Consider the following 21,312-nt stretch of genomic DNA (forward strand, 5'->3'; position numbering starts at 1 on the left):
TGGCCGGAGAGACGCCGGGGACGGGACCCCCGTAGAGTTTCCACGCGTTTAACGTGTCCCGCATGGCTCCCGGGACATCAGAGATATAACGTGCTAGAGGCGATCTTTACTGTGGGAGCCCTGGGGGTGAGGACCTGTGGAACAGATGACACAGATGTCGGCACATCGGCGTGCCGTTGAGCAGATCAGGGACTCCTACGCCGCGATTCCCGGCGGCTCCGCGCCACGGCTGGCGAAGGCGACCACGAACCTGTTCCGCTTCAGGGAGGGCTCGCAGGGGGCGCGCCTGTCCGCACGTGACCTCGACCGGGTCATCGAGGTCGATCCGGTGGCGATGACCGCCGAGGTGCAGGGCATGACCACCTACGAGAACCTGGTGGACGCCACCCTCCCGCACGGGCTCATGCCGTACGTCGTGCCGCAGCTCAAGACGATCACGCTGGGCGGGGCGGTGACGGGGCTGGGCATCGAGTCGACCAGCTTCCGCGACGGGCTCCCGCACGAGTCGGTCGAGGAGCTGGAGATCCTCACCGGTGACGGCCGTGTCGTCGTCGCGCGTGCCGACAACGAGCACAGCGACCTGTTCCACGCCTTCCCCAACTCCTACGGCACGCTGGGCTACGCGCTGCGGATCCGGATCAAGCTCAAGCGTGTGCAGCCGTACGTCCGGCTGACCCACATCCCCTTCACCGACGCCGACAAGTGCATGATCGCCATGAAGGAGATCTGCGAGCGCGGCGAGCACGACGGTGAGCCGGTCGACTTCGTGGACGGCACGTTCTTCGGCCCCGGCGAGCTCTACATCACCGTCGGGCGCTTCGCGGAGAAGGCACCTTATCTGTCCGACTACACGGGCATGCGCATCTACTACCGGTCGATCCAGACCAGGACCCGTGACTGGCTGACCGTCCGCGACTACATCTGGCGCTGGGACACCGACTGGTTCTGGTGCTCGCGGGCCTTCGGCGTGCAGGAGCCGCTGGTGCGCTCGCTGATGCCGCGCAAGTGGATGCGCTCGGACGTCTACCGCAGGCTCGTGGGCCTCGACCGCAAGTACGGCGTGATCGCCAGGATCGACCGCTGGCGTGGCCGTCCGCTGCAGGAGTCGGTCATCCAGGACATCGAGGTGCCCGTCGAGCGCGGAGCCGAGTTCCTTGAGTTCTTCCACGACAAGGTCGGCATGGAGCCGGTGTGGATGTGCCCCCTGAAGGCGACCGGGCAGTGGCCGCTCTACCCCCTTGAGCCGGGGCGACTGTATGTCAACTTCGGCTTCTGGGGTACGGTGCCGTTGCCCAGAGGGCAGTTCGACGGCTACTACAACCGTCTCATCGAACGCAGGGTGCACGAGCTGGAGGGGCACAAGTCGCTGTACTCGACGTCGTTCTACGGGGAGGACGAGTTCTGGCAGTTCTATAACGGAACGGCCTACTGGCCAGTAAAGCGGGCATACGACGCGGGTGGCCGGTTGCTCGACCTCTACGACAAGTGTGTGCGGGGGCGTTAGGAGGTTGAATCTGTGAAACTCGCAGAGATCTTCGAGATGGTCGTCGGCTCGGAGGCGGGGATTCGTTTCAGAGCGTACGACGGCAGTAAGGCGGGTCCGGACAGCGCCGACATCGGTGTCGAGGTCAAGTCTCCGATCGCTGTGGCCTATCTAGCCCAGGCTCCGGGTGAGCTGGGTCTGGCCAGGGCGTATGTCTCGGGGCACCTCGACGTCGACGGGGACATGTACTCCCTGCTGGCGCGCATGTGGTCACTCACCATCAACGACATCACCACGGCGCAGAAGCTCGCCGCGATCCGCGCGCTCGGCGTCAAACCCCTGATGATGCGGGTGCCGCCTCCCCCCCAGGAGGTGCGGCGCAGCATGCTCGCGAAGATGGGCAGCAGGCACGCCAAGCAGCGTGACGCCGAGGCGATCCACCACCACTACGACGTCTCCAACAAGTTCTACTCCTGGGTGCTCGGCCCCTCCATGGCCTACACCTGCGCGGTCTACCCGACCGAGGAGTCCTCACTTGAGGAGGCGCAGTACGCCAAGTTCGACCTGGTGGCCAAGAAGCTCGGCCTGAAGCCGGGCATGCGGCTGCTGGACGTGGGCTGCGGCTGGGGCGGCATGGTCATGCACGCCGCCCGTGAGTACGGCGTGAAGGCGCTGGGGGTCACCCTCTCGCGTCAGCAGGCCGAATGGGCGCAGAAGGCCATCGCCGAGGCGGGGCTCAGCGAGCTGGCCGAGGTCCGTCACATGGACTACCGGGACGTCCAGGAGAGCGGCTTCGACGCCGTGAGCTCGATCGGCCTGACCGAGCACATCGGCAAGGACCAGCTGTCGTTCTACTTCAAGTTCCTGTACGGCAAGCTGGTGCCCGGCGGGCGCATCCTCAACCACTGCATCACCAGGCCCACCGGCGTGGAGAAGACCATCAACGCGGGCGGCTTCATCAACCGCTACGTCTTCCCCGACGGTGAGCTTGAGTCGGTCGGCCACCTCATTCGCCAGATGGAGGACCTCGGCTTCGAGATCCGCCACGAGGAGAACCTGCGTGAGCACTACGCGCAGACCCTGCGCCACTGGTGCGCCAACCTCGACGACCACTGGGACGAGGCGGTCGAGGAGGTCGGACAGGGGACGGCCAGGGTGTGGCGGCTCTACATGGCCGGGTGCGTGGTCGGCTTCGAGCGCAACAAGGTCCAGCTCCACCAGGTCCTGGGCGTGAAACTCGACGACAAGGGCGTGGCCGGTGTGCCGCTGCGTCCGGCTCTCGACTGGCCCTGACCTCAACCGGTCTCTTCGCGGGGGCCTCGTACCGGACTCATCACCAGGGGCCACGGCCCGCATCCACCGGGGTGCGGGCCGCGGCCTTCCGGGTTCGGAACGGCCCTGGAGGCGATGGAGGGCCGGGCCCCCTACCTCAGCTCACGCTTGAGGATCTTGCCGGTCGCGGTCATCGGGAGGGTCTCACGGAACTCGACGAAACGGGGATACTTGTAGGCCGCCATGTTCTCCCTGGCCCAGGCGGCCAGCTCGTCCTCGGTGAGCGTCGCCCCCTGGGTGCGGATGACATAGGCCTTGACCTCCTCGCCGTGCGAGTCGTGGGGGACTCCGACCACCGCGGCGAGGGAGACGCCGGGGTGGGTCATCAGCACCTCCTCGACCTCACGCGGGTAGACGTTGAAGCCACCCCGGATGATCATGTCCTTGGCCCGGTCGATGATCGTGTAGTAGCCGTCGGCGTCACGCACGGCGATGTCGCCGGTGCGGAACCAGCCGTCGTTCATGACCTCCGCGGTGGCCTCGGGGCGGTTGTAGTAGCCCTTCATCACGTTGTGGCCGCGGACGGCGATCTCCCCGGGACCCTCGCCCTCGACCGTCTTCCAGCCTCCGTCGATCAGCCTCATCTCCACGCCCCAGACCGGCGTGCCGATCGTGCCGGGCTTGGTCGGCCTGCCGAGCTGGTTGAAGCTGGCCACCGGGGAGGTCTCCGACAGGCCGTAGCCCTCCAGGATGCCGATCCCGAAGGTGGCCTCGAAGTCCCTGAGCACCTCACCGGGCAGGGAGGCGCCGCCGGAGACCGCGACCCTCAGCGAGGAGGGGACCGCGTCACCGTCGTGAACCCTGGTCAGCATGGCCCAGTACATCGTCGGCACGCCCGCGAACAGCGTGACGTTCTCCGCGCGCATCAGTTCGAGCGCCGGGCCCGGCTCGAAACGCGGCATGAGCACGATGGTCGCCCGGCGCCGGAACCCCAGGTTCAGCACCGTGGTCTGGCCGAAGGAGTGGAACAGCGGCAGCGCGGCCAGGAAGGCGTCACCGCCCTCGGAGCGCGGGAACATCTCGTCCGAGACCATGGCGTTGAGCAGCATGTTCTGGTGGCTCAGCTCCGCGCCCTTCGGCTGTCCCGTGGTGCCGCTGGTGTAGAGGATCACCGCGGTGTCGTCCGGTGCGGTCTGCACGGTCTGGAACTGCCCGGGAACGCCGTCAAGCGCCGCCCACAGGGTCTCGCCGTGCTCGGACTCGGTGGCGAAGGCGGTGGCGGGCAGGACGATGAAGTGCTCGGTCGGCTCGGACTCCTCGAAGCCCGCCCTGCCCCGCTCGCCCAGCGGCAGTTCGGGCGTGCCCTCGAAGCAGAAGAAGGCCTTGGCCTCGGCGTCCCGCAGGTGATAGGCGATCTCCCTGGGCTGCAGGAGCACGTTGAGCGGCACGACCGTGGCGCCCGTCTTGAGGATGCCGTAGTACACGAAGGGGAAGTAGGGCAGATTCGGACAGGCCAGCGCGACCCGGTCCCCTCTGCCGACGCCTCTGGAGACCAGCAGGTTGGCGACCTGGTTGGCGATGGTGTCGACCAGCGAGTACGGCAGCCGCAGGTCGCCGAAGACGATCGCGGTGCGGTCGGGCTGCTGGCGGGCACTGTCCTCCAGGACGATCGACAGATTGAGCATGGGCGTCCTCCTCCAGGGCGGGATCTGTCCCGTGCCATCTTTTCAGGGCGGAGATACCTACCGGTAGGTAACAATGGTTACGAATTGACGCGTAAAGCACCTCAGGGTAAGCAGATGTGAGCCCGCTTACCGAGGGTAGGCGGGCCGTCCGTTCGTGCGACGAAGGGGCAGTGCGCAGTGGAGTACGACTATGTGATCGTGGGGGCGGGGTCGGCGGGGTGTGTGCTGGCGAACCGGCTGTCCGCCGACCCGGCGACGACGGTGGCGCTGATCGAGGCGGGCGGACCGGCCGACAAGCTGGAGGTCAGGATGCCCGCCGGGTTCGCCCGGCTCTTCAAGACCGGTTGCGACTGGAACTTCACCACCGTCGAGCAGCCAGGCCTGTCGGGCAGGCGGCTCTACTGGCCGCGCGGCCGGATGCTCGGCGGCTCCTCCTCGATGAACGCCCAGATGTGGGTGCGCGGGCACCGGGCGGACTACGACGGATGGGACGTGCCCGGCTGGTCCTACGAGGAGGTCCTGCCGTACTTCCGCCGGGCCGAGGGCCGGGTGGGCTCCAACCGCGGCGACGTGTACGGCACCGCGGGCCCGGTCCGCATCTCTGAGCTGCGCAGCCCCAATCCGCTGACCCCGGTGTTCCTGAAGGCCTGCGAGGAGGCCGGGCTCACCCGCCTCGACGAGCTGAACGGCCCCTCGAACGAGGGCTGCTCCCCGACCCCCGTCACCCAGGACAGGGGCCGCCGTTGCAGCTCCGCCGACGCCTACCTGAGGCCGGCCGTAAGGAGACCCAACCTCACCGTTCTGACCTCCCGCCAGGTACGCAGGGTGCTGATCGAGGAGGGGCGTGCGACAGGCGTCGAGTGTGCCCCCGCGAACGACGGAGGCGGCAGGGACGGCGGCACGGTCGTGCGGGCACGCAGGGAGGTCGTCCTGTCGGCGGGGGCGATCGGCTCGCCGCACCTGCTGATGCTGTCGGGCGTCGGAGCCGCCGACGACCTGCTCGCCCAGGGCATCGAGCCGCTCGCCGACCTTCCCCAGGTCGGCGCCAACCTCCAGGACCACCTCGCCTCCGGGGTCATCCTGCACTGCCCGGAACCGGTCACGCTCGCCAAGGCCGAGTCGGTCGGCAACCTGCTGCGCTTCCTGGTCGGCAGGAACGGCATGCTCACCTCGAACGTCGGCGAGGCGGTGGCCTTCATCAAGACCTCGCCGGACGAACCGGCCCCCGACATCGAGCTGATCTTCGCCCCCGTGCCCTTCATCGACCACGGGCTCACCCGGCCACCCGCGCACGGCCTGACCATCGCCTCCATCCTCCTGCGGCCGGAGAGCAGGGGGCGGATCTTCCTCCAGGGGCGTGACGTGGCCATCGACCCCGCCTATCTCACCGCGGAGGCCGACCTCAGGAGACAGGTCGCCGGACTGAGAAAGGCCAAGGAACTGTTCGCGACCTCGGCGCTCCTGCCGTTCGCGGGGGCCCCCATGGACCCGTACCGGGGGGCCGACAGCGAGGAGGAGCTCATCGGCTGGATCCGTGAACGCAGCGAGACCCTCTACCACCCGGTTGGGACCTGCCGCATGGGCGAGGACGCGGACGCGGTGGTCGACCCGAGCCTGCGGGTTCGCGGGATCGAGGGGCTGCGCGTGGCCGACGCGTCGGTCATGCCGGTGATCAACCGGGGCCACACCCACGCCCCCACCGTCATGATCGCGGAAAAGGCCGCCGAACTGATCGCCGGAGGTTCGTGACCCCCGGAGGTCCTTTTCGATTCACGGGGGATTCTGCGGGGAATCCCGGCCCGCACCATGGGGCAGGTGTTAGGTTCCGCCATGGGATCGAGTCGTGACTCCCGGTGTGCGCGCGTGTGTTCTCCGTGATCGAAGCATCCGGCCTTCACGATCCGTGCGGTCCCGTTCAGCACTCTTCGAACGGAAAGTCACATGACAGGATCGGCAAATGGGGAGCTGGGGTGACCGTCTCACTGTCGGACATCGACCTCTCGAAAATCTCCTTCTGGGAGCGTCCGATGGCCGAGCGGGAGGAGGCCTTCGCGTTGCTGCGCGCCCAGCCCGCCCCGATGAGGTTCACCGAACCCGACATCAGCTTCGCCCTGCCGGGGACGGGCTACTACGCGCTGGTGAGGCACGCCGACATCGTCGAGGCCAGCCGCAACCCCGAGATCTTCTCCTCGGCACGCGGGGCGACGGCCATCCATGACCTGAGTCCCGAGTTCGGCGAGTACTTCGGATCGATGATCAACATGGACGATCCCCGGCACGCCAGGCTCCGCAGGATCGTCTCACGGGCCTTCACCCCCAGGGTGATCGGTGGCTTCGAGGCCGACGTGCGCGCCGAGGCCACCAGGATCGTGGACGACCTGATCGCCAAGGGGCCGGGCTGTGATTTCGTCACCGAGGTCGCGACGAGGCTGCCCCTGAAGATCATCTGCGACATGATGGGCATCGGCGCCGAGCACTACCAGACGGTGTTCGACGCCTCGAACGTCATCCTGTCCGGTGGTGACCCCGAGTTCATCGAGGACGTCAGCCGTGCCGCTGAACTGCTCCTCAGCGCGGGACAGTGCCTGCAGGACCTCGTCGTCTCCCTGGCGGCCGAGGGCGGTGGCCCGCTGATCACCTCGCTGACCAGCGCCGACATCGACGGCGAGAAGCTCACCGTGCGTGAACTCGGCTCGTTCTTCATCCTGCTGGTCGTGGCGGGCAACGAGACCACCCGCAACGCCATCTCCCACGGCCTGAAGCTGTTCACCGACAACCCCGAGCAGCGCGCGCTGCTCCTCGACGACCTCGAAGGCCGCCTGCCCGGCGCGGTCGAGGAGATCCTCCGGCTGGCCTCACCGGTGGCCTGGATGCGCCGCACCCTCACCCGCGACCACGAGATGAACGGCCACCTCTATCGCGAGGGAGACAAGGTGCTGCTCTACTACTGGGCGGCCAACCGTGACGAGGCCGTCTTCACCGACCCGCTGCGCTTCGACATCCGGCGCGCGGGCGGCCCCCACGTGGCCTTCGGCGGCCCGGGACCGCACTTCTGCCTGGGCGCGCACCTGGCCCGCAGGGAGATCTCCGTGATGTTCCGTGAGCTGTTCACCCGGCTTCCGCACATTCGCTCCGTCGGCGAACCGGTCCGGCTGCGCTCCAGCTTCATCAACGGCATCAAGCACCTTGAGTGCGACTTCTGAGACCGGACGCGGGTCCTAAGAGGAGAGCGCCTTGATCGAGGTGAAGACGGTGTTGATGTCCGGCAGCAGCTCCTTCTTGCTGTCGGGCACCGACATGTAGACGATCGAGGGAAGGTCGGCGCCGGTGCTCACGGCCGCCACGACCATGGTGGTCTTGGTGTCGCCCGTGGTGATCTCGTAGGCGGACAGCTGTCCGGGCAGGCCGTTGACGGTCAGGGACTGCTGGGCGGTCTTGCGGGCGGTGTTGTCCTCGGGGAAGAACTTCTTGCGCGCCGAGGCGGCGACCGCGTTGGTCACGGGGGAGAGATTCTCCGGTGAGGTGTACTTGTCCTTCAGCCGGGACGGGAGCACCCCCGACATCAGCTGGGCGAACTGTGTCCTACCGGCGGAGTCGGTGCCCGCGGCGACGTACTGGCGGGTGGTGAAACCGTAGACCGTGGGCACGGTCCTGCGCTGGTCCTCCCGCCACTCTCCGCCCAGCCGTGTCACACTGATCGCCGCCGCCTGGTCGGCCAGGGTGCCCGAGACCGGGGACGCCTTGCCGGGGAAACGCGGAAGGCGGCCGAGCGTCTGGGACTTCGGCGGCTTCTTGGACGTGGCGGAGGGCTTGGCGCTGGGAGCGGGGTCCGCCTCGTTCGTCGCGGCGAGCGGACCGGCCATGAACGCCCACAGCAGCGCGCCGACCAGCGCGATCACCACCGACCCGACCAGCGCGAAGACCCAGACCGGCCTGCCCTGCTCGTCGAAGTCGTCCTCGTTCCCCATGGCCTGGTAGTTGTCGCCGAAGACCGTGTCCCACAGCTCCTGCTGACGTTCGGGCGGCGGGGTCTTCGGGCCGCTGATCTGGCCCGCGGTGACGAAACGCCTGTTGGGGTCGGACGGGTCCTGGCTCAGGTGGTGACCGGGCTGCCCGGGCTGCCCGGGGTGGCCGAACTCATGCTGCCCCGGTTGTCCCGGCTGCCCCGGGTAAGCCGGTTGTCCCGGTTGCCCGAAGGGCTGAGCCTGCGGCGGGAGCGGAAGGTCGGCCGGATGCCGTGTCGCGGACGCGTCGTAGGCGGGCGCCGTCAGCGGGTCGTTCAGGGGGTTGTTCAGGGGGTTGTTCGGCGGGCCGCTCAACGGGTCGACCGGCGGGGCGTTGCGGGGGGCGTTGAGCGGGTCGTTCAGCGGATCGGCGCGCGGGGTGGGCTCGGGCGCGGTCGTCGCGGCGAGGGCCCAGACGGCGGGGTTGTTCGGCACCCCGAAGCTGCCCCGGGCGGCGTCCTCGCCGAAGGGCGCGCCGTCACGGCTCGGCTCCTCCTGAGGAGGGGTCGACCACGTGTGCGACAGCGGGTCCCGCACGGTTCCCTCGGCCGCGGAGGGCGGCCACACGGGGTTGTCCCCCGGCACGGCCGACGGCCACGCGGTTGCCCCGGGCGCCGGGTCTCCCGCGGGCGCGGTGGGTCCCGCGGCCGGACCGGAGGCCGGAGCGGCGGGTGGCCACCCGGTGTTCTCGGCGGAGGCGGACGGCCAGGCGGAGCCGTTCGCCTGGGCCGTCGGCGGCCACACGGCGTTGTCCTGCGGCGCGGCGGACGGCCAGGAGGCGTTTGCGGTGGCGGGCGGCTGCGCGGCGTCGTCCTGTGGGGTGGTGGCGGACGGCCATCCGGTGTTCTCGGCGGTGGCGGGCGGCCACACCGGGTTGTCGGCGGGTGCCGCCTCCGCCGGGGGCTGCGGGTCCCACCGGGGCTCGGCACTCACGGGAGCGGCCTCGGGAAGCTGGCCTCCGTATCCGCCGGCCAGGTCGGGGTCCGGCCTGAGGGCGTCCTTCGGCTGCGGGGTGAACGCGTCGCTCCAGCTGGTCGTGGCGCTGGAGGCGGGGCGGTCCCGCGGATCGGCGGGCGCCGTACGGGCTGCCCGGTCCCACCCGGTCCCCGCCGGGGAGTTCCAGCCGGACGCCGGATCGGTGACGGGAGGCTGGGTGGGGACGCCCTGCCGGGGGGTCTCCATGTCGTCGGGCGCGCCCCCAGAAGGGGAGGCCAGCGCCTGGTCCCAGCCGCCGCCGAGAGTCGCGGAACCGTTGGAGGATCCGCTGGGAGCCCCGTTGGGGGTCTGGGACGGCGTCGGCTGGCTCCAGCCGTATTCGGGCGTGCTCGCCCCCGCCTGCTCCCAACCGGCGCCCGGCTGTCCCTGGCCGTCGGCGGGCGAGGCCGGCTCCTCATGGGGGAGGGGAAGTCGTGGCGACGAGGCGCCGAAGGAGTCGTTCGCCCAGCCGGACGTCGTCTCCGCCGCCTCCGGCCACGCCGGAGGCAGGTGGGGCTGGCTGGGCTGCTCCGGGGCCATGGCTTCCTTACCTTCCGCACGGGTGCCCGAATTATGGGTATTCGGCATGGTCTCACGGGAGGCAGGGATGTTCGCAGGGAAACCGGAGAACGCCCCCCTGAACTGGAGTCCTGTGGGGTCGGTCGGTGGATCCTGCATCGGCAGGCCGGCCTCCAAGGGATCCGGGCCCTGCCCCGGCTCGACTGAGTGTGCCACGGTGAGAAGAGTAAACTGACGGGACATGCGAGGTCACAACGGATGTGTCCCCATCAGGTCTCGGCCCGCTCCAGGCACGTGATTGCTCTTATTGTGCTGGATCGCCGGACGGGCGTCCTCCGTTTACCGTGATCCAATTCGTTTCCCCAGGCCACGAATACGGCTTGCGGACTGCGATAGTCTTGCCGTATGCGTGCCGCGACCCTGCTGCTTACCGGGCCGCATCGGCCTTCTCGGCGTTAGACGCCCGCCGGTGCGGCTGCCCTTCGCATGAGCGGAGGGTTTTTCTATTGGGCCGGACGGGTCAGATCATCGCAGCAGACGTATACCGAGGGAAGATTGACGTGAGCGAGCGAGCCGACGTGAACAGCGACGAGCAGCACTACGATCCGCAGGCACTGCAGGTCAAGTGGCAGCGGCGGTGGGAGGAACTGGACCCGTTCCACGCCTCCGACGACCCCGCGGACCCGCGTGAGCGTCGCTACATGCTCGACATGTTCTCCTACCCCTCGGGCGACCTGCACATGGGTCACGCCGAGGCCTTCGCCATCGGTGACATCGTGTCGCGCTACTGGTTCCAGCGCGGCTACAACGTGCTGCACCCGATCGGCTGGGACTCCTTCGGCCTGCCCGCGGAGAACGCCGCCATCAAGCGTGACGCGCACCCGGCCGAGTGGACCTACGCCAACATCGAGACCCAGGCGGCCTCCTACAAGCGTTACGCGGTCTCCTTCGACTGGTCCCGCCGCCTGCACACCAGCGACGCCACCTACTACCGGTGGACGCAGTGGCTGTTCCTGCGCTTCTTCGAACGCGGCCTGGCCTACCGCAAGGGCGGCCTGGTCAACTGGTGCCCCAACGACCAGACCGTGCTGGCCAACGAGCAGGTCGTCGGAGGCAGGTGCGAGCGCTGTGGCGCCGAGGTCGTCCGCAGGGAGCTGACCCAGTGGTACTTCAAGATCACTGACTACGCCGACCGGCTGCTGGACGACATGGCCCAGCTGGAGGGCGGCTGGCCCGAGCGCGTGCTGACCATGCAGCGCAACTGGATCGGCAGGTCCGAGGGCGCGGACGTCAACTTCGTGATCGAGGGTCGCGACGAGCCGGTCACGGTCTACACCACCCGCCCCGACACGCTGTACGGCGCGACCTTCTTCGTCGTCGCCCCGGACGCCCCGCTGGCCGAGGAGATCGTCTCCGACGAGCAGCGGAAGGCCTTCGAGATCTACCGGGCCGAGGTCGCCAAGCTGTCCGACATCGACCGGCTGTCCACCGAGAAGGAGAAGACCGGCGTCTTCCTGGGCCGCTACGCGATCAATCCGGTCAACGGCGAGCGCATGCCGGTCTGGGCGGCCGACTACGTGCTGTCCGACTACGGCCACGGCGCCATCATGGCGGTTCCCGCCCACGACCAGCGCGACCTCGACTTCGCCCGCGCCTTCGACCTGCCGGTGCGGGTCGTCGTCCACACCGGCATGGCCGACCCGGGGGAGACCGGGATCGCCACCGCGGGTGAGGGCACCCTGGTCAACTCGGGGCCGCTGGACGGCCTGTCCAAGGCCGAGGCCATCCACAGGATCATCGAGGTGCTGGCCGGGCGCGGGACCGGCAGGGCTGCGGTCAACTTCCGCCTGCGTGACTGGCTGCTGTCCCGCCAGCGTTTCTGGGGCTGCCCGATCCCGATCATCCACTGCGCGGACTGCGGCGAGGTCCCGGTCCCCGACGACCAGCTGCCCGTCACCCTGCCCGACATGCGTGGTGAGGCGCTGGCGCCCAAGGGTGTCTCCCCGCTGGCCTCGGCCGAGGACTGGGTCAACGTCTCCTGCCCCAAGTGCGGCGGAGCCGCCAAGCGTGACACCGACACGATGGACACCTTCGTCGACTCCTCGTGGTACTACCTGCGTTACGTGGATCCGACCTACCTGGACGGTCCCTTCGACGTGGAGAAGGTCCGCAGGTGGGGGCCGATCGACCAGTACGTCGGCGGTGTCGAGCACGCGGTGCTGCACCTGCTGTACTCGCGTTTCTTCACCAAGGTCCTGCACGACATGGGCATGCTCGACTTCACCGAGCCCTTCCTGCGCCTGCTGAACCAGGGGCAGGTCATCAACCAGGGCAAGGCGATGTCGAAGTCGCTGGGCAACGGGGTCGACCTGGGCCAGCAGATCGACACCTACGGCGTCGACGCGGTCAGGCTGACCGTGCTGTTCGCCGGCCCGCCCGAGGACGACATCGACTGGGCCGACGTCTCCCCGGCCGCGTCGCAGAAGTTCCTGGCCAGGGCCTTCCGCGTCATGGCCGAGGCCGGTGCGGGATCCGCACCCGGCGTCGCCTTCTCCACCGGTGATCTGGAGCTGCGCAAGGTCGTCCACCGGACCGTGGACGAGGTCACCAAGCTGCTCGACTCGCACCGCTTCAACGTCGCGATCGCCAGGATGATGGAGCTGACGACCGCCGCCAGGAGGGCCATCGACTCGGGCCCCGGTGCCGCCGACCCGGCGGTGCGCGAGGCCGCGGAGACCCTGGCGGTCATGCTGTCCCTGGTCGCGCCGTACGCGGCGGAGGAGGGCTGGGAGCGGCTGGGGCACCCCGCCTCCGTCGCGACCGCCGGGTGGCCGGTCGCGGAGGCGGCGCTGCTGGTGCAGGAGACCGTCACCTGCGTCGTACAGGTCGCGGGCAAGGTCCGTGACCGTCTGGAGGTCTCCCCGGAGATCTCCGATGCCGACCTGGAGGCACTGGCGCTGGCGTCGGAGAAGGTGCAGGCCTTCCTGTCCGGCGCGCCCCGCAAGGTCATCGTCAGGGCCCCCAAGCTGGTCAACATCGTTCCCTGATCGTGAACGCAGAAAGGAGTGACCCTCGGTTTGAGGGTCACTCCTCGCGTTCCGGGAGAGATGCCGCCGGGGCGCCTCAGAGCTTGCGCAGCACCGCCACGACCTTGCCCAGGACGGTGGCCTCGTCACCGGGGATCGGGTCGTAGTTCGTGTTGTGCGGAACCAGCCAGACGTGGCCGTCCTTGCGCTTGAAGGTCTTGACCGTGGCCTCGCCGTCGATCATCGCGGCGACCACGTCGCCGTTGTCGGCGACGGGCTGCTGGCGGACGACCACCCAGTCGCCGTTGGCGATCGCGGCGTCGATCATGGAGTCGCCCGTGACCTGGAGCAGGAAGAGGGTGCCCTCGCCGACGAGCTGCTTGGGCAGGGCGAAGACGTCCTCCACGCTCTCTTCGGCGAGGATCGGGCCGCCGGCGGCGATCCGGCCGACGAGCGGCACGTAGGCCGCGGTCGGGCGGTTGACCGAGGTCTCCTCGGCGTTGGTGTCGGGGTCGACCCACAGCACCGGCTCGCCGGGCAGGCGCACCTCCAGGGCACGCGGGCGGTGCGGGTCGCGGCGCAGATAGCCCTTGCGCTGCAGGGCCGTCAGCTGGTGCGACACGCTGGAGGTGCTGGTCAGCTGCACCGCCTCGCCGATCTCGCGCATCGACGGCGGGTAGCCGCGCTGCTGCACCGAGTCGCGGATCACCTCAAGGATCTTGCGCTGCCTGGGGGTGAGGCCGAGGGAGTCACGCCTGCGCACCGTCAGGTCACTGACGGCCGCGCCGCTCTCGTCGCGCTCACTCATATGATCTCCTCGCTCCCGGTCTGTATTGGTTGCGTCGCACACAGCGACCGTACCTCCGCCGAAGATCATACTCAAACATTTGTTCGAATGGTCCTCGAAATCGGTGGCGGCGTGGTGTACAACATCGTACGGGAGTTCGATCGACATCGTGTTCGATTCGCCGATCTTTCTTCGACATGTGTTCGGCCAGGTCGAAGAGATGGGGGGCACCGTGAAGGCGGCCACGAGGACAACCAGGCCCACGTTGACGCTGGTCAGGGGCACCGGGGAGGCGGCCGCCAAGGACGCGGGCCGTGGGGCGGCGGGGGGAGGGCGGCCCGTCGCGCGTCCCCGTGGGACCGCCGCGGGGCGTGCGGGCCGTACGGTTCCGGCGGTTGCGCGGAGGCGGGCCGTCGCCGGGGGGAGGGTGGTGCACGCGACCGTCCGGCGGAGGCGTGCCCCGGTCAGGCTGACCCGCAGGGGGAGGGTCGTGGCGGTCCTGGCGCTCGTGCTCCTCGTTCTGGCGGCCTTCTGGGCGGGTGCCCTCCTGGACGCGGCCCTCGCCTCCTAGGAGGCTTTCCGGGGCGCCTCGACGGGCCTCTGCGGGCCCTGTGGCCAGTGGGGGTCCTGGCGTTCCGAGGAGGGGCGGGCGGGGGCGCCGACGACGGAGCGTGACGACGCGCCCCGGGCTCACCCGATAATGGATCTCGGCGATCGGCCCGTTCGCATGCCCCGGGGAGGGGTGCCGCATGTCCGGACGGCGCCCGCGGGGCCGCACCGGAAGGGCGACACGCCCGGCTGACGCCCTTGAGCTGCGCTGATCGGCGACTTCGCTCGGCAGGCCCTTCCTAACTTGCGTTCATGGTCCGACACTCCTACGGTTGGACCACAACATCTAGTGGCTTCATCATTCCGCTCCACCATAGATTGTGTTTCTATTACCGCATCTCGACCATTCGAGGGCGTGCGTGAGCGTCTCCACACGGAGATCGCAGAGCCGGCGGAGCAACGCGAGGAAGATGAGCCGCTGGGCAAGTCAGGGAGGCGACACGCGTGCACTGTCCGTTCTGTCGTCATCCTGACACGCGGGTCATCGACAGCCGGTCGACCGAGGACGGCAGCGCCATCCGGCGCAGGCGCACCTGCCCGGAGTGCGGGCGCAGGTTCACCACGCAGGAGACGGTGTTGCTCATGGTGAGCAAACGCAGCGGGGTGACCGAGCCGTTCTTCCGGGACAAGGTGATCGCCGGTGTCCGGCGTGCGTGTCAGGGGCGCCCGGTGAGCGAGGACTCGCTGGCCCAGCTCGGCCAGCGGGTCGAGGAGAGCATCCGGGCGACCGGGGCCGCGGAGATCGCGGCCCACGAGGTCGGGCTGGCGATCCTGGGCCCGCTCCGCGAGCTCGACGAGGTGGCGTACCTGCGTTTCGCCTCCGTCTACCGGGGCTTCGAGACCCTGGCCGACTTCGAGGCCGAGATCGAACAGCTGCGCGCCGAGCGTTCCGCGCGGCGCGACTGAGTCAGTCCCCGGGCGCCGGGGGAGTACGCGGCGTGTTGAACTGGTCCGACTGGGGGCTCCATGGAGCCTCGGAAGGGGGAAGTCATGACGGAGACGGTCAACGGCGCGGTCGCGCGCGGGGGCAAGCGGCCACGCAAGGGACTGAAGATGAAGCGCATCTTCACCACGCCCGGGGTGCACCCGTACGACCAGGTGACCTGGGAACGCCGTGACGTCGTCATGACCAACTGGCGGGACGGCTCGGTCAACTTCGAGCAGCGGGGCGTCGAGTTCCCCGACTCCTGGTCGGTCAACGCCGCCAACATCGTGACCACCAAGTACTTCCGGGGCGCCGTCGGCACCCCGCAGCGCGAGTGGAGCCTGAAGCAGCTCGTCGACCGGGTGGTCGGCGTCTACACCAGGACCGCGGTCGAGGAGGGCTACTTCGCGACCGAGGAGGACGCCGAGATCTTCGACCACGAGCTCAAGCACGCCCTGGTCAACCAGGTCTTCAGCTTCAACTCGCCGGTCTGGTTCAACGTCGGCACCGCCTCCCCGCAGCAGGTCAGCGCCTGTTTCATCCTGGCCGTCGACGACCAGATGGAGTCCATCCTCGACTGGTACAAGGAAGAGGGTGTGATCTTCAAGGGCGGTTCGGGCTCGGGGGTGAACCTCTCCCGGATCCGTTCCTCCAAGGAACTACTCTCCAGCGGCGGTACGGCCAGCGGCCCCGTCTCCTTCATGCGCGGCGCCGACGCCTCGGCGGGCACCATCAAGTCCGGCGGCGCCACCCGCCGCGCGGCCAAGATGGTCGTCCTGGACGTCGACCACCCCGACATCGAGGAGTTCATCGAGACCAAGGCGCGCGAGGAGGACAAGGTCCGCGCGCTGCGCGACGCCGGGTTCGACATGGACCTGGGCGGCAAGGACATCGTCTCCGTCCAGTACCAGAACGCCAACAACTCCGTGCGCGTCTCCGACGAGTTCATGCGGGCCGTCGAGAACGGCGGTGACTTCGGGCTGCGCGCACGCCTCACCGGCGAGGTGATCGAGAAGGTCGACGCCAAGTCCCTGTTCAGGAAGATGGCCCAGGCCGCCTGGGAGTGCGCCGACCCCGGCGTCCAGTACGACGACACGATCAACGACTGGCACACCAGCCCGGAGACCGGCCGCATCACGGCGAGCAACCCCTGCTCCGAGTACCTCCACCTGGACAACTCCTCCTGCAACCTGGCCAGCATCAACCTGCTGAAGTTCCTCAGGGACGACGACACCTTCGACGTCGCGGCCTTCGTGAAGCTCACCGAGCTGATCATCACCGCGATGGACGTCTCCATCACCTTCGCCGACTTCCCGACCGAGAAGATCGACCGGACCACCCGGGCCTACCGTCAGCTCGGCATCGGCTACGCCAACCTGGGCGCGCTGCTCATGGCAACCGGCCACGCCTACGACTCCGAGGGCGGCCGGGCCATCGCCGGGGCCATCACCTCGCTGATGACCGGCGCCTCCTACCGCCGCAGCGCCGAGCTGGCCGCGGTCGTCGGGCCGTACGAGGGCTACGCCCGCAACGCCGAGGCGCACAAGCGCGTCATGCGCAAGCACGCCGCGGCCAACGACGACCTGCGCACCCTGGGCGGGATGGACCGGGTCATCCACACCGAGGCCTCCCGCCAGTGGGCCGACTGCCTCAAGCTCGGCGAGAAGAACGGCTACCGCAACGCCCAGGCCTCGCTGCTCGCGCCGACCGGCACCATCGGCCTGATGATGGACTGCGACACCACCGGCATCGAGCCCGACCTCGCCCTGGTCAAGTTCAAGAAGCTCGTGGGCGGCGGCTCCATGCAGATCGTCAACCAGACGATCCCGCGGGCGCTGCGCCAGCTCGGCTACCAGGAGGAGCAGGTCGAGGCGATCGTCGAGTACATCGCCGCGCACGGCCACGTCGTGGACGCCCCCGGTCTTCGGCCCGAGCACTACGAGGTGTTCGACTGCGCCATGGGAGAGCGGGCCATCGCGCCGATGGGCCACGTGCGGATGATGGCGGCGGCCCAGCCGTTCCTGTCCGGTGCCATCTCCAAGACCGTCAACCTGCCCGAGTCCGCGACGGTCGAGGACATCGAGCAGGTCTACATGGAGGGCTGGAAGCTCGGCCTGAAGGCCCTGGCCGTCTACCGCGACAACTGCAAGGTCGGCCAGCCGCTGTCGGCGGCGGGCAAGAAGACCGAGGAGAAGGCCGAGCCGGCCGAGCCCGAGGTCCAGGTCGTCGAGGTCAGCCGTCCGACCAGGCGCCGGATGCCGAACCAGCGGCCCAGCACCACCACCCGCTTCACGGTGGGCGGCGCCAAGGGTTACATGACCGCCTCGTCCTACCCCGACGACGGTCTCGGCGAGGTCTTCCTGAAGATGTCCAAGCAGGGTTCCACCCTGGCGGGCGTCATGGACGCCTTCTCCGTGGCCATCTCCATCGGCCTGCAGTACGGCGTGCCGCTGGAGACCTACGTGGGCAAGTTCGTCAACATGCGCTTCGACCCGGCGGGCATGACCGACGATCCGGACATCCGGATGGCCGCCTCGGTGATGGACTACATCTTCCGCCGCCTGGCGCTCGACCACCTGCCCTACGACGAGCGGGCCGCCCTGGGGATCTTCTCGGCCTCCGAGCGCGCCGCCCAGCAGCGGGGCGAGGACCCGGCCCCGATCGCCGCGGACGAGGTCATCGCCGAGCTGGCCACCTCCGCGCCCATCGAGCGGCCCCAGCCCCGCTCCGAGACCCGCGCCCAGACCGTCGAGGTGGCCGCCCCCGAGCGCGCCGCGGGCTCCCTGGAGTCGCACCAGGGCCGCACCGCCGACGCGCCGTTGTGCATGACCTGCGGCACCAAGATGCGTCCCGCGGGCAGCTGCTACGTCTGCGAGGGCTGCGGCTCGACCAGCGGCTGCAGCTGACACGGCCTGAACCGGGGAGCCGGTGAGCCACATGGCTCACCGGCTCCCCGTCGTCTCTCCCGATCGCGGGGAAAGGGAGCATCGCGGGAAAAGGGAGTTGAGTCTCCAGTGAGTGGAGACGGCACAGTGGTGCCGTGAGCGAAGGCACGGAGCTTTTCACGATCGGGCAGCTCGCCCGCCGTACGGGACTGCCGGTGCGGACGATCCGTTTCTGGTCGGACAGCGGTCTGGTGCCGCCGACCGGGCGGTCCGCGGGCGGCTACCGTCTCTACGACGCGCGGGCGGTCGCCCGGCTCGACCTCGTCAGGACCCTGCGCGAACTCGGGTTCGGTCTTGAGGCGGTCGAGGAGGTCCTGTGCCGGGCCACGACAGTCGCCCAGGTCGCCGAGACGCATGTCGCGGCGCTTGAGGCGGAGATCCGTACCCTGCGGCTGCGCCGCGCCGTGCTGAGCACGGTCGCCAAGCGCGGCAGCACGATCGAGGAGGTGTCACTGATGCACAGACTGGCCAGGCTGTCCGCGCGGGAGCGGCAGCAGATCATCGATGACTTCGTGGACCGCGTCCTCGCCGGGGTCGACCCCGGCGAGGGCCCGGCGCTGGGCATCGCGAACGGCATGCGGCAGGTGAACACCGAACTGCCGGACGAGCCGAGCCCGGAGCAGGTGGACGCCTGGATGGAGCTGGCGGAACTCGTCGAGGACGAGGACTTCCAGCGCCGGGTCAGGGAGATGGTGGTGGCGGGCCAGAACGCGGACAGCCCCGCAGACCCGCTGGACCACCAGGCCGTCATGGAGCACGCCGTCCCGGCCCAGGCGGCGGGGGTCGCGCCGGACTCGGCCGAGGGGCGGGCCGTACTCGACCTGATCGTCGCGCCGGAGACCCGGGCACAGGAGCGGGTACGGCTGGCCGAGCAGGTGGAGCTGTTCAGCGACCTGCGGGTCGAGCGGTACTGGCAGCTGGTGGGGGCCATCAACGGGCGCCCGCCGTTCCCTCCGGCCGTGGCGGCCTTCCTCTGGCTGGCCGCCGCGCTCAGGGCGTCCGCCGAGGCGTGAGTCGTCTGATTCCTGCAAGACCGTGGATGTGACCTCCGGTTAGGTTGGGCCGTGCGCGGCCCCGGGACGCGCGCACCGAGCACGGCACCCCAACCGGAAAGACACTGATATGCGGGCACGTCTGAGTTTCGTGGGAATCGTCGTCAAGGACATGGCCAGGTCGCTGGCGTTCTACCGCCGGCTGGGCCTGGACCTGCCGCCGGAGGCGGACGGGGAGCCGCACGTCGAGGCGGAACTGCCCGGGGGGCTGAAGCTCGTCTGGGACACGGTCGAGACGCTCCACAGTTTCGACCCGGGCTGGCGGCCGCCCACCGGAGGCTCCCGGACGGCGTTCGCCTTCGAGTTCGACACCCCCGCCGAGGTGGACGCCGCCTACGACGAACTCGTCTCCCTGGGCTACGAGGGCCACAAGGAGCCCTGGGACGCGTTCTGGGGGCAGCGGTACGCCATCGTCCACGACCCCGACGGCAACGGCGTCGACCTGCTCGCCGCGAACGGCTGAGGGCGTCAGCAGGCGCAGGAGACGCCGAGGACAGGGGCAGTCAGCGGGTCGGGCGCACGCCGGGAGACCCCCTCCGAGGTCTCGACGGGCAGGCCCTCCCGGGCCCAGTACTCGAAGCCGCCGATCATCTCCTTGACGGGGTGACCGAGCCTGGCGAACTCCAGGGCCGCCCTGGTGGCGCCGTTGCAGCCCGGTCCCCAGCAGTAGGTCACCACGGTCGCCCCCGTGGGGACCACCTCGGCCGCGCGGGCGGCGATCTCGCCGGTCGGCAGGTGTACGGCTCCCGCGACGTGGCCCTGAAGCCAGGCCTGGACGCCACGTGTGTCGACCACGACGACGTCCGGGACTCCGGCCGCCAGGTCGGCGGCCACGTCGGAGACGTCGGTCTCGAAGGCGAGCCGGGCGGCGAAGTGGGCGATCGCCGTGGTGCTCTCGGCGGCGGGGACCGCGGTGACGGCGGATGAGGGGGCGGACATCACATGCCTTTCTCGGAGAACGGTGCCGTGCGTGAGACATGGTTTCGCGCACGGCGCCCCTCCGGCCAGTGGCGTGAACGCCGCTTATCGCTAATATCCCGCCATGTCGCTTCTCTTCCCGGCGCGGCGGGCGCACACCGTGTCCGCCGTCGCCTTCGACGGCATGGCCCCCTTCGAACTCGGCTGCGTGGTGGAGATCTTCGGCATTCCCAGGCCCGAACTCGACGTCCCCTGGTACGAGCTGACGGTCTGCGCCGAGACCCCGGCCGACCTGCGGGTCGTCGGAGGGTTCACCATGCGGGCCGGGCACGGGCTCGACGTGGCCGCGGCGGCGGACACGGTGATCGTGCCCGCGGTCGCGGACGTGCGGGGGGAGGTCTCCGCGGAGCTGGTCAGGGCGCTGCGGACGGCGCACGGGCGTGGGGCCAGGATCGTGTCGATCTGTTCGGGGGCCTTCGCGCTGGCCGCCGCGGGGCTGCTCGACGGGCGTGAGGCGACCACCCACTGGAGGTACGCCGACCTGCTGAGGGAGAGGTTCCCGCTGGTCAGGGTCAACCCCGACGTCCTGTACGTGGACGGCGGGGACGTGCTGACCAGCGCGGGCAGCGCCGCGGGCCTCGACCTGCTGCTGCACCTGGTCCGCACCGACCACGGCCCCGGCGTGGCCAACTCGGTCGCGCGCAGGCTGGTCGTCCCGCCGCACCGGGAGGGCGGGCAGGCCCAGTTTGTCCAGGCCCCGGTGGCGCCCGCGGAGGGGGACGACGCGGTGGCCGTCGCGATGGCCTGGGCGCTCGGGCACCTGGCCGAGCCGATCACGGTCGCCGGGATGGCCGGGGCCGCCCGCATGTCGCAACGCACCTTTCTGCGGCACTTCGCCCGCCAGACCGGGACGAGCCCGCTGCGCTGGGTGATCTCCCAGCGGATCGCGGCCAGCCTGGAGCCGCTGGAGTCGGGCTCCGCCTCGATCGAGGAGGTCGCGGCGGCGGTGGGCTTCGACAGCGCCGTGACCTTCAGGCACCACTTCGCCAGGACGATGCGCACCTCGCCCTCGGCCTACCGCAGGGCCTTCAGGGAGTCCCCGTGAGCCGGGC

At 69.5% G+C, this 21,312-nt stretch carries 15 protein-coding genes; 11 read left to right on the forward strand and 4 right to left on the reverse strand.

Going from position 1 to position 21,312, the window contains the following annotated elements; translation table 11 throughout:
• Positions 1-145: 145 nt before the first annotated feature.
• Together ACIBVQ_RS32165 and ACIBVQ_RS32170 are read left to right on the forward strand one after the other, a co-directional pair.
• Entirely contained in the window at positions 146-1,504 is a 1,359-nt protein-coding gene (locus tag ACIBVQ_RS32165) for an FAD-binding oxidoreductase (protein WP_352015943.1), read from the forward strand.
• Between the two features lie 12 nt (positions 1,505-1,516).
• Positions 1,517-2,776, forward strand: a complete 1,260-nt coding sequence (locus tag ACIBVQ_RS32170; RefSeq protein ID WP_399182099.1) for a class I SAM-dependent methyltransferase — start codon at positions 1,517-1,519, stop codon at positions 2,774-2,776.
• 131 nt (positions 2,777-2,907) lie between these two features.
• Here the strand turns inward: ACIBVQ_RS32170 and ACIBVQ_RS32175 are convergent, their stop codons facing one another.
• Entirely contained in the window at positions 2,908-4,440 is a 1,533-nt protein-coding gene (locus ACIBVQ_RS32175; RefSeq protein ID WP_399182101.1) for a long-chain fatty acid--CoA ligase, read from the reverse strand.
• 177 nt (positions 4,441-4,617) lie between these two features.
• On the opposite strand from ACIBVQ_RS32175, the gene ACIBVQ_RS32180 reads away from it, so the two are divergent.
• Positions 4,618-6,189 carry a GMC family oxidoreductase gene (locus ACIBVQ_RS32180; protein ID WP_399182103.1) on the forward strand — a complete coding sequence of 524 codons (1,572 nt, stop codon included), beginning with the start codon at positions 4,618-4,620 and terminating at the stop codon, positions 6,187-6,189.
• A 221-nt stretch (positions 6,190-6,410) separates the two neighbouring features.
• Positions 6,411-7,643 (forward strand): cytochrome P450, encoded by a 1,233-nt coding sequence (locus ACIBVQ_RS32185; RefSeq protein ID WP_399182105.1) that lies wholly within the window; start codon positions 6,411-6,413, stop codon positions 7,641-7,643.
• A gap of 15 nt (positions 7,644-7,658) precedes the next feature.
• Here the strand turns inward: ACIBVQ_RS32185 and ACIBVQ_RS32190 are convergent, their stop codons facing one another.
• Positions 7,659-9,959, reverse strand: a complete 2,301-nt coding sequence (locus tag ACIBVQ_RS32190) for a hypothetical protein (RefSeq protein ID WP_399182107.1) — start codon at positions 9,957-9,959, stop codon at positions 7,659-7,661.
• A 539-nt stretch (positions 9,960-10,498) separates the two neighbouring features.
• Between ACIBVQ_RS32190 and leuS the strand changes: the two genes are divergently transcribed.
• Positions 10,499-12,985 carry a leucine--tRNA ligase gene (gene leuS, locus ACIBVQ_RS32195; protein ID WP_399182109.1) on the forward strand — a complete coding sequence of 829 codons (2,487 nt, stop codon included), beginning with the start codon at positions 10,499-10,501 and terminating at the stop codon, positions 12,983-12,985.
• Between the two features lie 76 nt (positions 12,986-13,061).
• Here the strand turns inward: leuS and lexA are convergent, their stop codons facing one another.
• Positions 13,062-13,772 carry a transcriptional repressor LexA gene (lexA, locus tag ACIBVQ_RS32200; RefSeq protein WP_399182111.1) on the reverse strand — a complete coding sequence of 237 codons (711 nt, stop codon included), beginning with the start codon at positions 13,770-13,772 and terminating at the stop codon, positions 13,062-13,064.
• Positions 13,773-13,971: 199 nt separating this feature from the next.
• Here lexA and ACIBVQ_RS32205 point away from each other — a divergent pair, with 199 nt between their 5' ends.
• From ACIBVQ_RS32205 to ACIBVQ_RS32225, 5 genes are all read left to right on the forward strand, one after another.
• Positions 13,972-14,322 (forward strand): hypothetical protein, encoded by a 351-nt coding sequence (locus ACIBVQ_RS32205; RefSeq protein WP_399182113.1) that lies wholly within the window; start codon positions 13,972-13,974, stop codon positions 14,320-14,322.
• 482 nt (positions 14,323-14,804) lie between these two features.
• The gene (nrdR, locus tag ACIBVQ_RS32210) at positions 14,805-15,266 is read left to right on the forward strand and encodes a transcriptional regulator NrdR (RefSeq protein ID WP_184715543.1); all 462 of its coding nucleotides are present in this window, start codon (positions 14,805-14,807) and stop codon (positions 15,264-15,266) included.
• Positions 15,267-15,350: 84 nt separating this feature from the next.
• Positions 15,351-18,191 carry a vitamin B12-dependent ribonucleotide reductase gene (locus ACIBVQ_RS32215; RefSeq protein ID WP_352015908.1) on the forward strand — a complete coding sequence of 947 codons (2,841 nt, stop codon included), beginning with the start codon at positions 15,351-15,353 and terminating at the stop codon, positions 18,189-18,191.
• A 134-nt stretch (positions 18,192-18,325) separates the two neighbouring features.
• The gene (locus tag ACIBVQ_RS32220) at positions 18,326-19,243 is read left to right on the forward strand and encodes a MerR family transcriptional regulator (RefSeq protein ID WP_362917753.1); all 918 of its coding nucleotides are present in this window, start codon (positions 18,326-18,328) and stop codon (positions 19,241-19,243) included.
• A gap of 109 nt (positions 19,244-19,352) precedes the next feature.
• Positions 19,353-19,745 (forward strand): VOC family protein, encoded by a 393-nt coding sequence (locus tag ACIBVQ_RS32225; protein ID WP_362781744.1) that lies wholly within the window; start codon positions 19,353-19,355, stop codon positions 19,743-19,745.
• A gap of 5 nt (positions 19,746-19,750) precedes the next feature.
• Here ACIBVQ_RS32225 and ACIBVQ_RS32230 read toward each other — a convergent pair whose 3' ends face one another.
• A complete protein-coding gene (locus tag ACIBVQ_RS32230) occupies positions 19,751-20,221 on the reverse strand; it encodes a rhodanese-like domain-containing protein (RefSeq protein ID WP_362781746.1) in 471 nt (156 codons plus the stop codon).
• A gap of 103 nt (positions 20,222-20,324) precedes the next feature.
• Between ACIBVQ_RS32230 and ACIBVQ_RS32235 the strand changes: the two genes are divergently transcribed.
• Entirely contained in the window at positions 20,325-21,305 is a 981-nt protein-coding gene (locus ACIBVQ_RS32235; protein ID WP_386190292.1) for a helix-turn-helix domain-containing protein, read from the forward strand.
• Positions 21,306-21,312: the final 7 nt, after the last annotated feature.

The sequence above is a fragment of the Streptosporangium sp. NPDC049376 genome (assembly GCF_044466505.1).
Lineage (GTDB): Bacteria > Actinomycetota > Actinomycetes > Streptosporangiales > Streptosporangiaceae > Streptosporangium.

What these genes read in the sequence shown, in the direction of transcription:
- ACIBVQ_RS32165 (WP_352015943.1), top strand. Translation starts at nt 146, where the DNA reads ATGACACAGATGTCGGCACATCGGCGTGCCGTTGAGCAGATCAGGGAC.
- lexA (WP_399182111.1), bottom strand. Translation starts at nt 13,772, where the DNA reads ATGAGTGAGCGCGACGAGAGCGGCGCGGCCGTCAGTGACCTGACGGTG.
- ACIBVQ_RS32175 (WP_399182101.1), bottom strand. Translation starts at nt 4,440, where the DNA reads ATGCTCAATCTGTCGATCGTCCTGGAGGACAGTGCCCGCCAGCAGCCC.
- ACIBVQ_RS32235 (WP_386190292.1), top strand. Translation starts at nt 20,325, where the DNA reads ATGTCGCTTCTCTTCCCGGCGCGGCGGGCGCACACCGTGTCCGCCGTC.
- ACIBVQ_RS32205 (WP_399182113.1), top strand. Translation starts at nt 13,972, where the DNA reads ATGGGGGGCACCGTGAAGGCGGCCACGAGGACAACCAGGCCCACGTTG.
- ACIBVQ_RS32190 (WP_399182107.1), bottom strand. Translation starts at nt 9,959, where the DNA reads ATGGCCCCGGAGCAGCCCAGCCAGCCCCACCTGCCTCCGGCGTGGCCG.
- ACIBVQ_RS32225 (WP_362781744.1), top strand. Translation starts at nt 19,353, where the DNA reads ATGCGGGCACGTCTGAGTTTCGTGGGAATCGTCGTCAAGGACATGGCC.
- ACIBVQ_RS32230 (WP_362781746.1), bottom strand. Translation starts at nt 20,221, where the DNA reads ATGTCCGCCCCCTCATCCGCCGTCACCGCGGTCCCCGCCGCCGAGAGC.
- ACIBVQ_RS32215 (WP_352015908.1), top strand. Translation starts at nt 15,351, where the DNA reads ATGACGGAGACGGTCAACGGCGCGGTCGCGCGCGGGGGCAAGCGGCCA.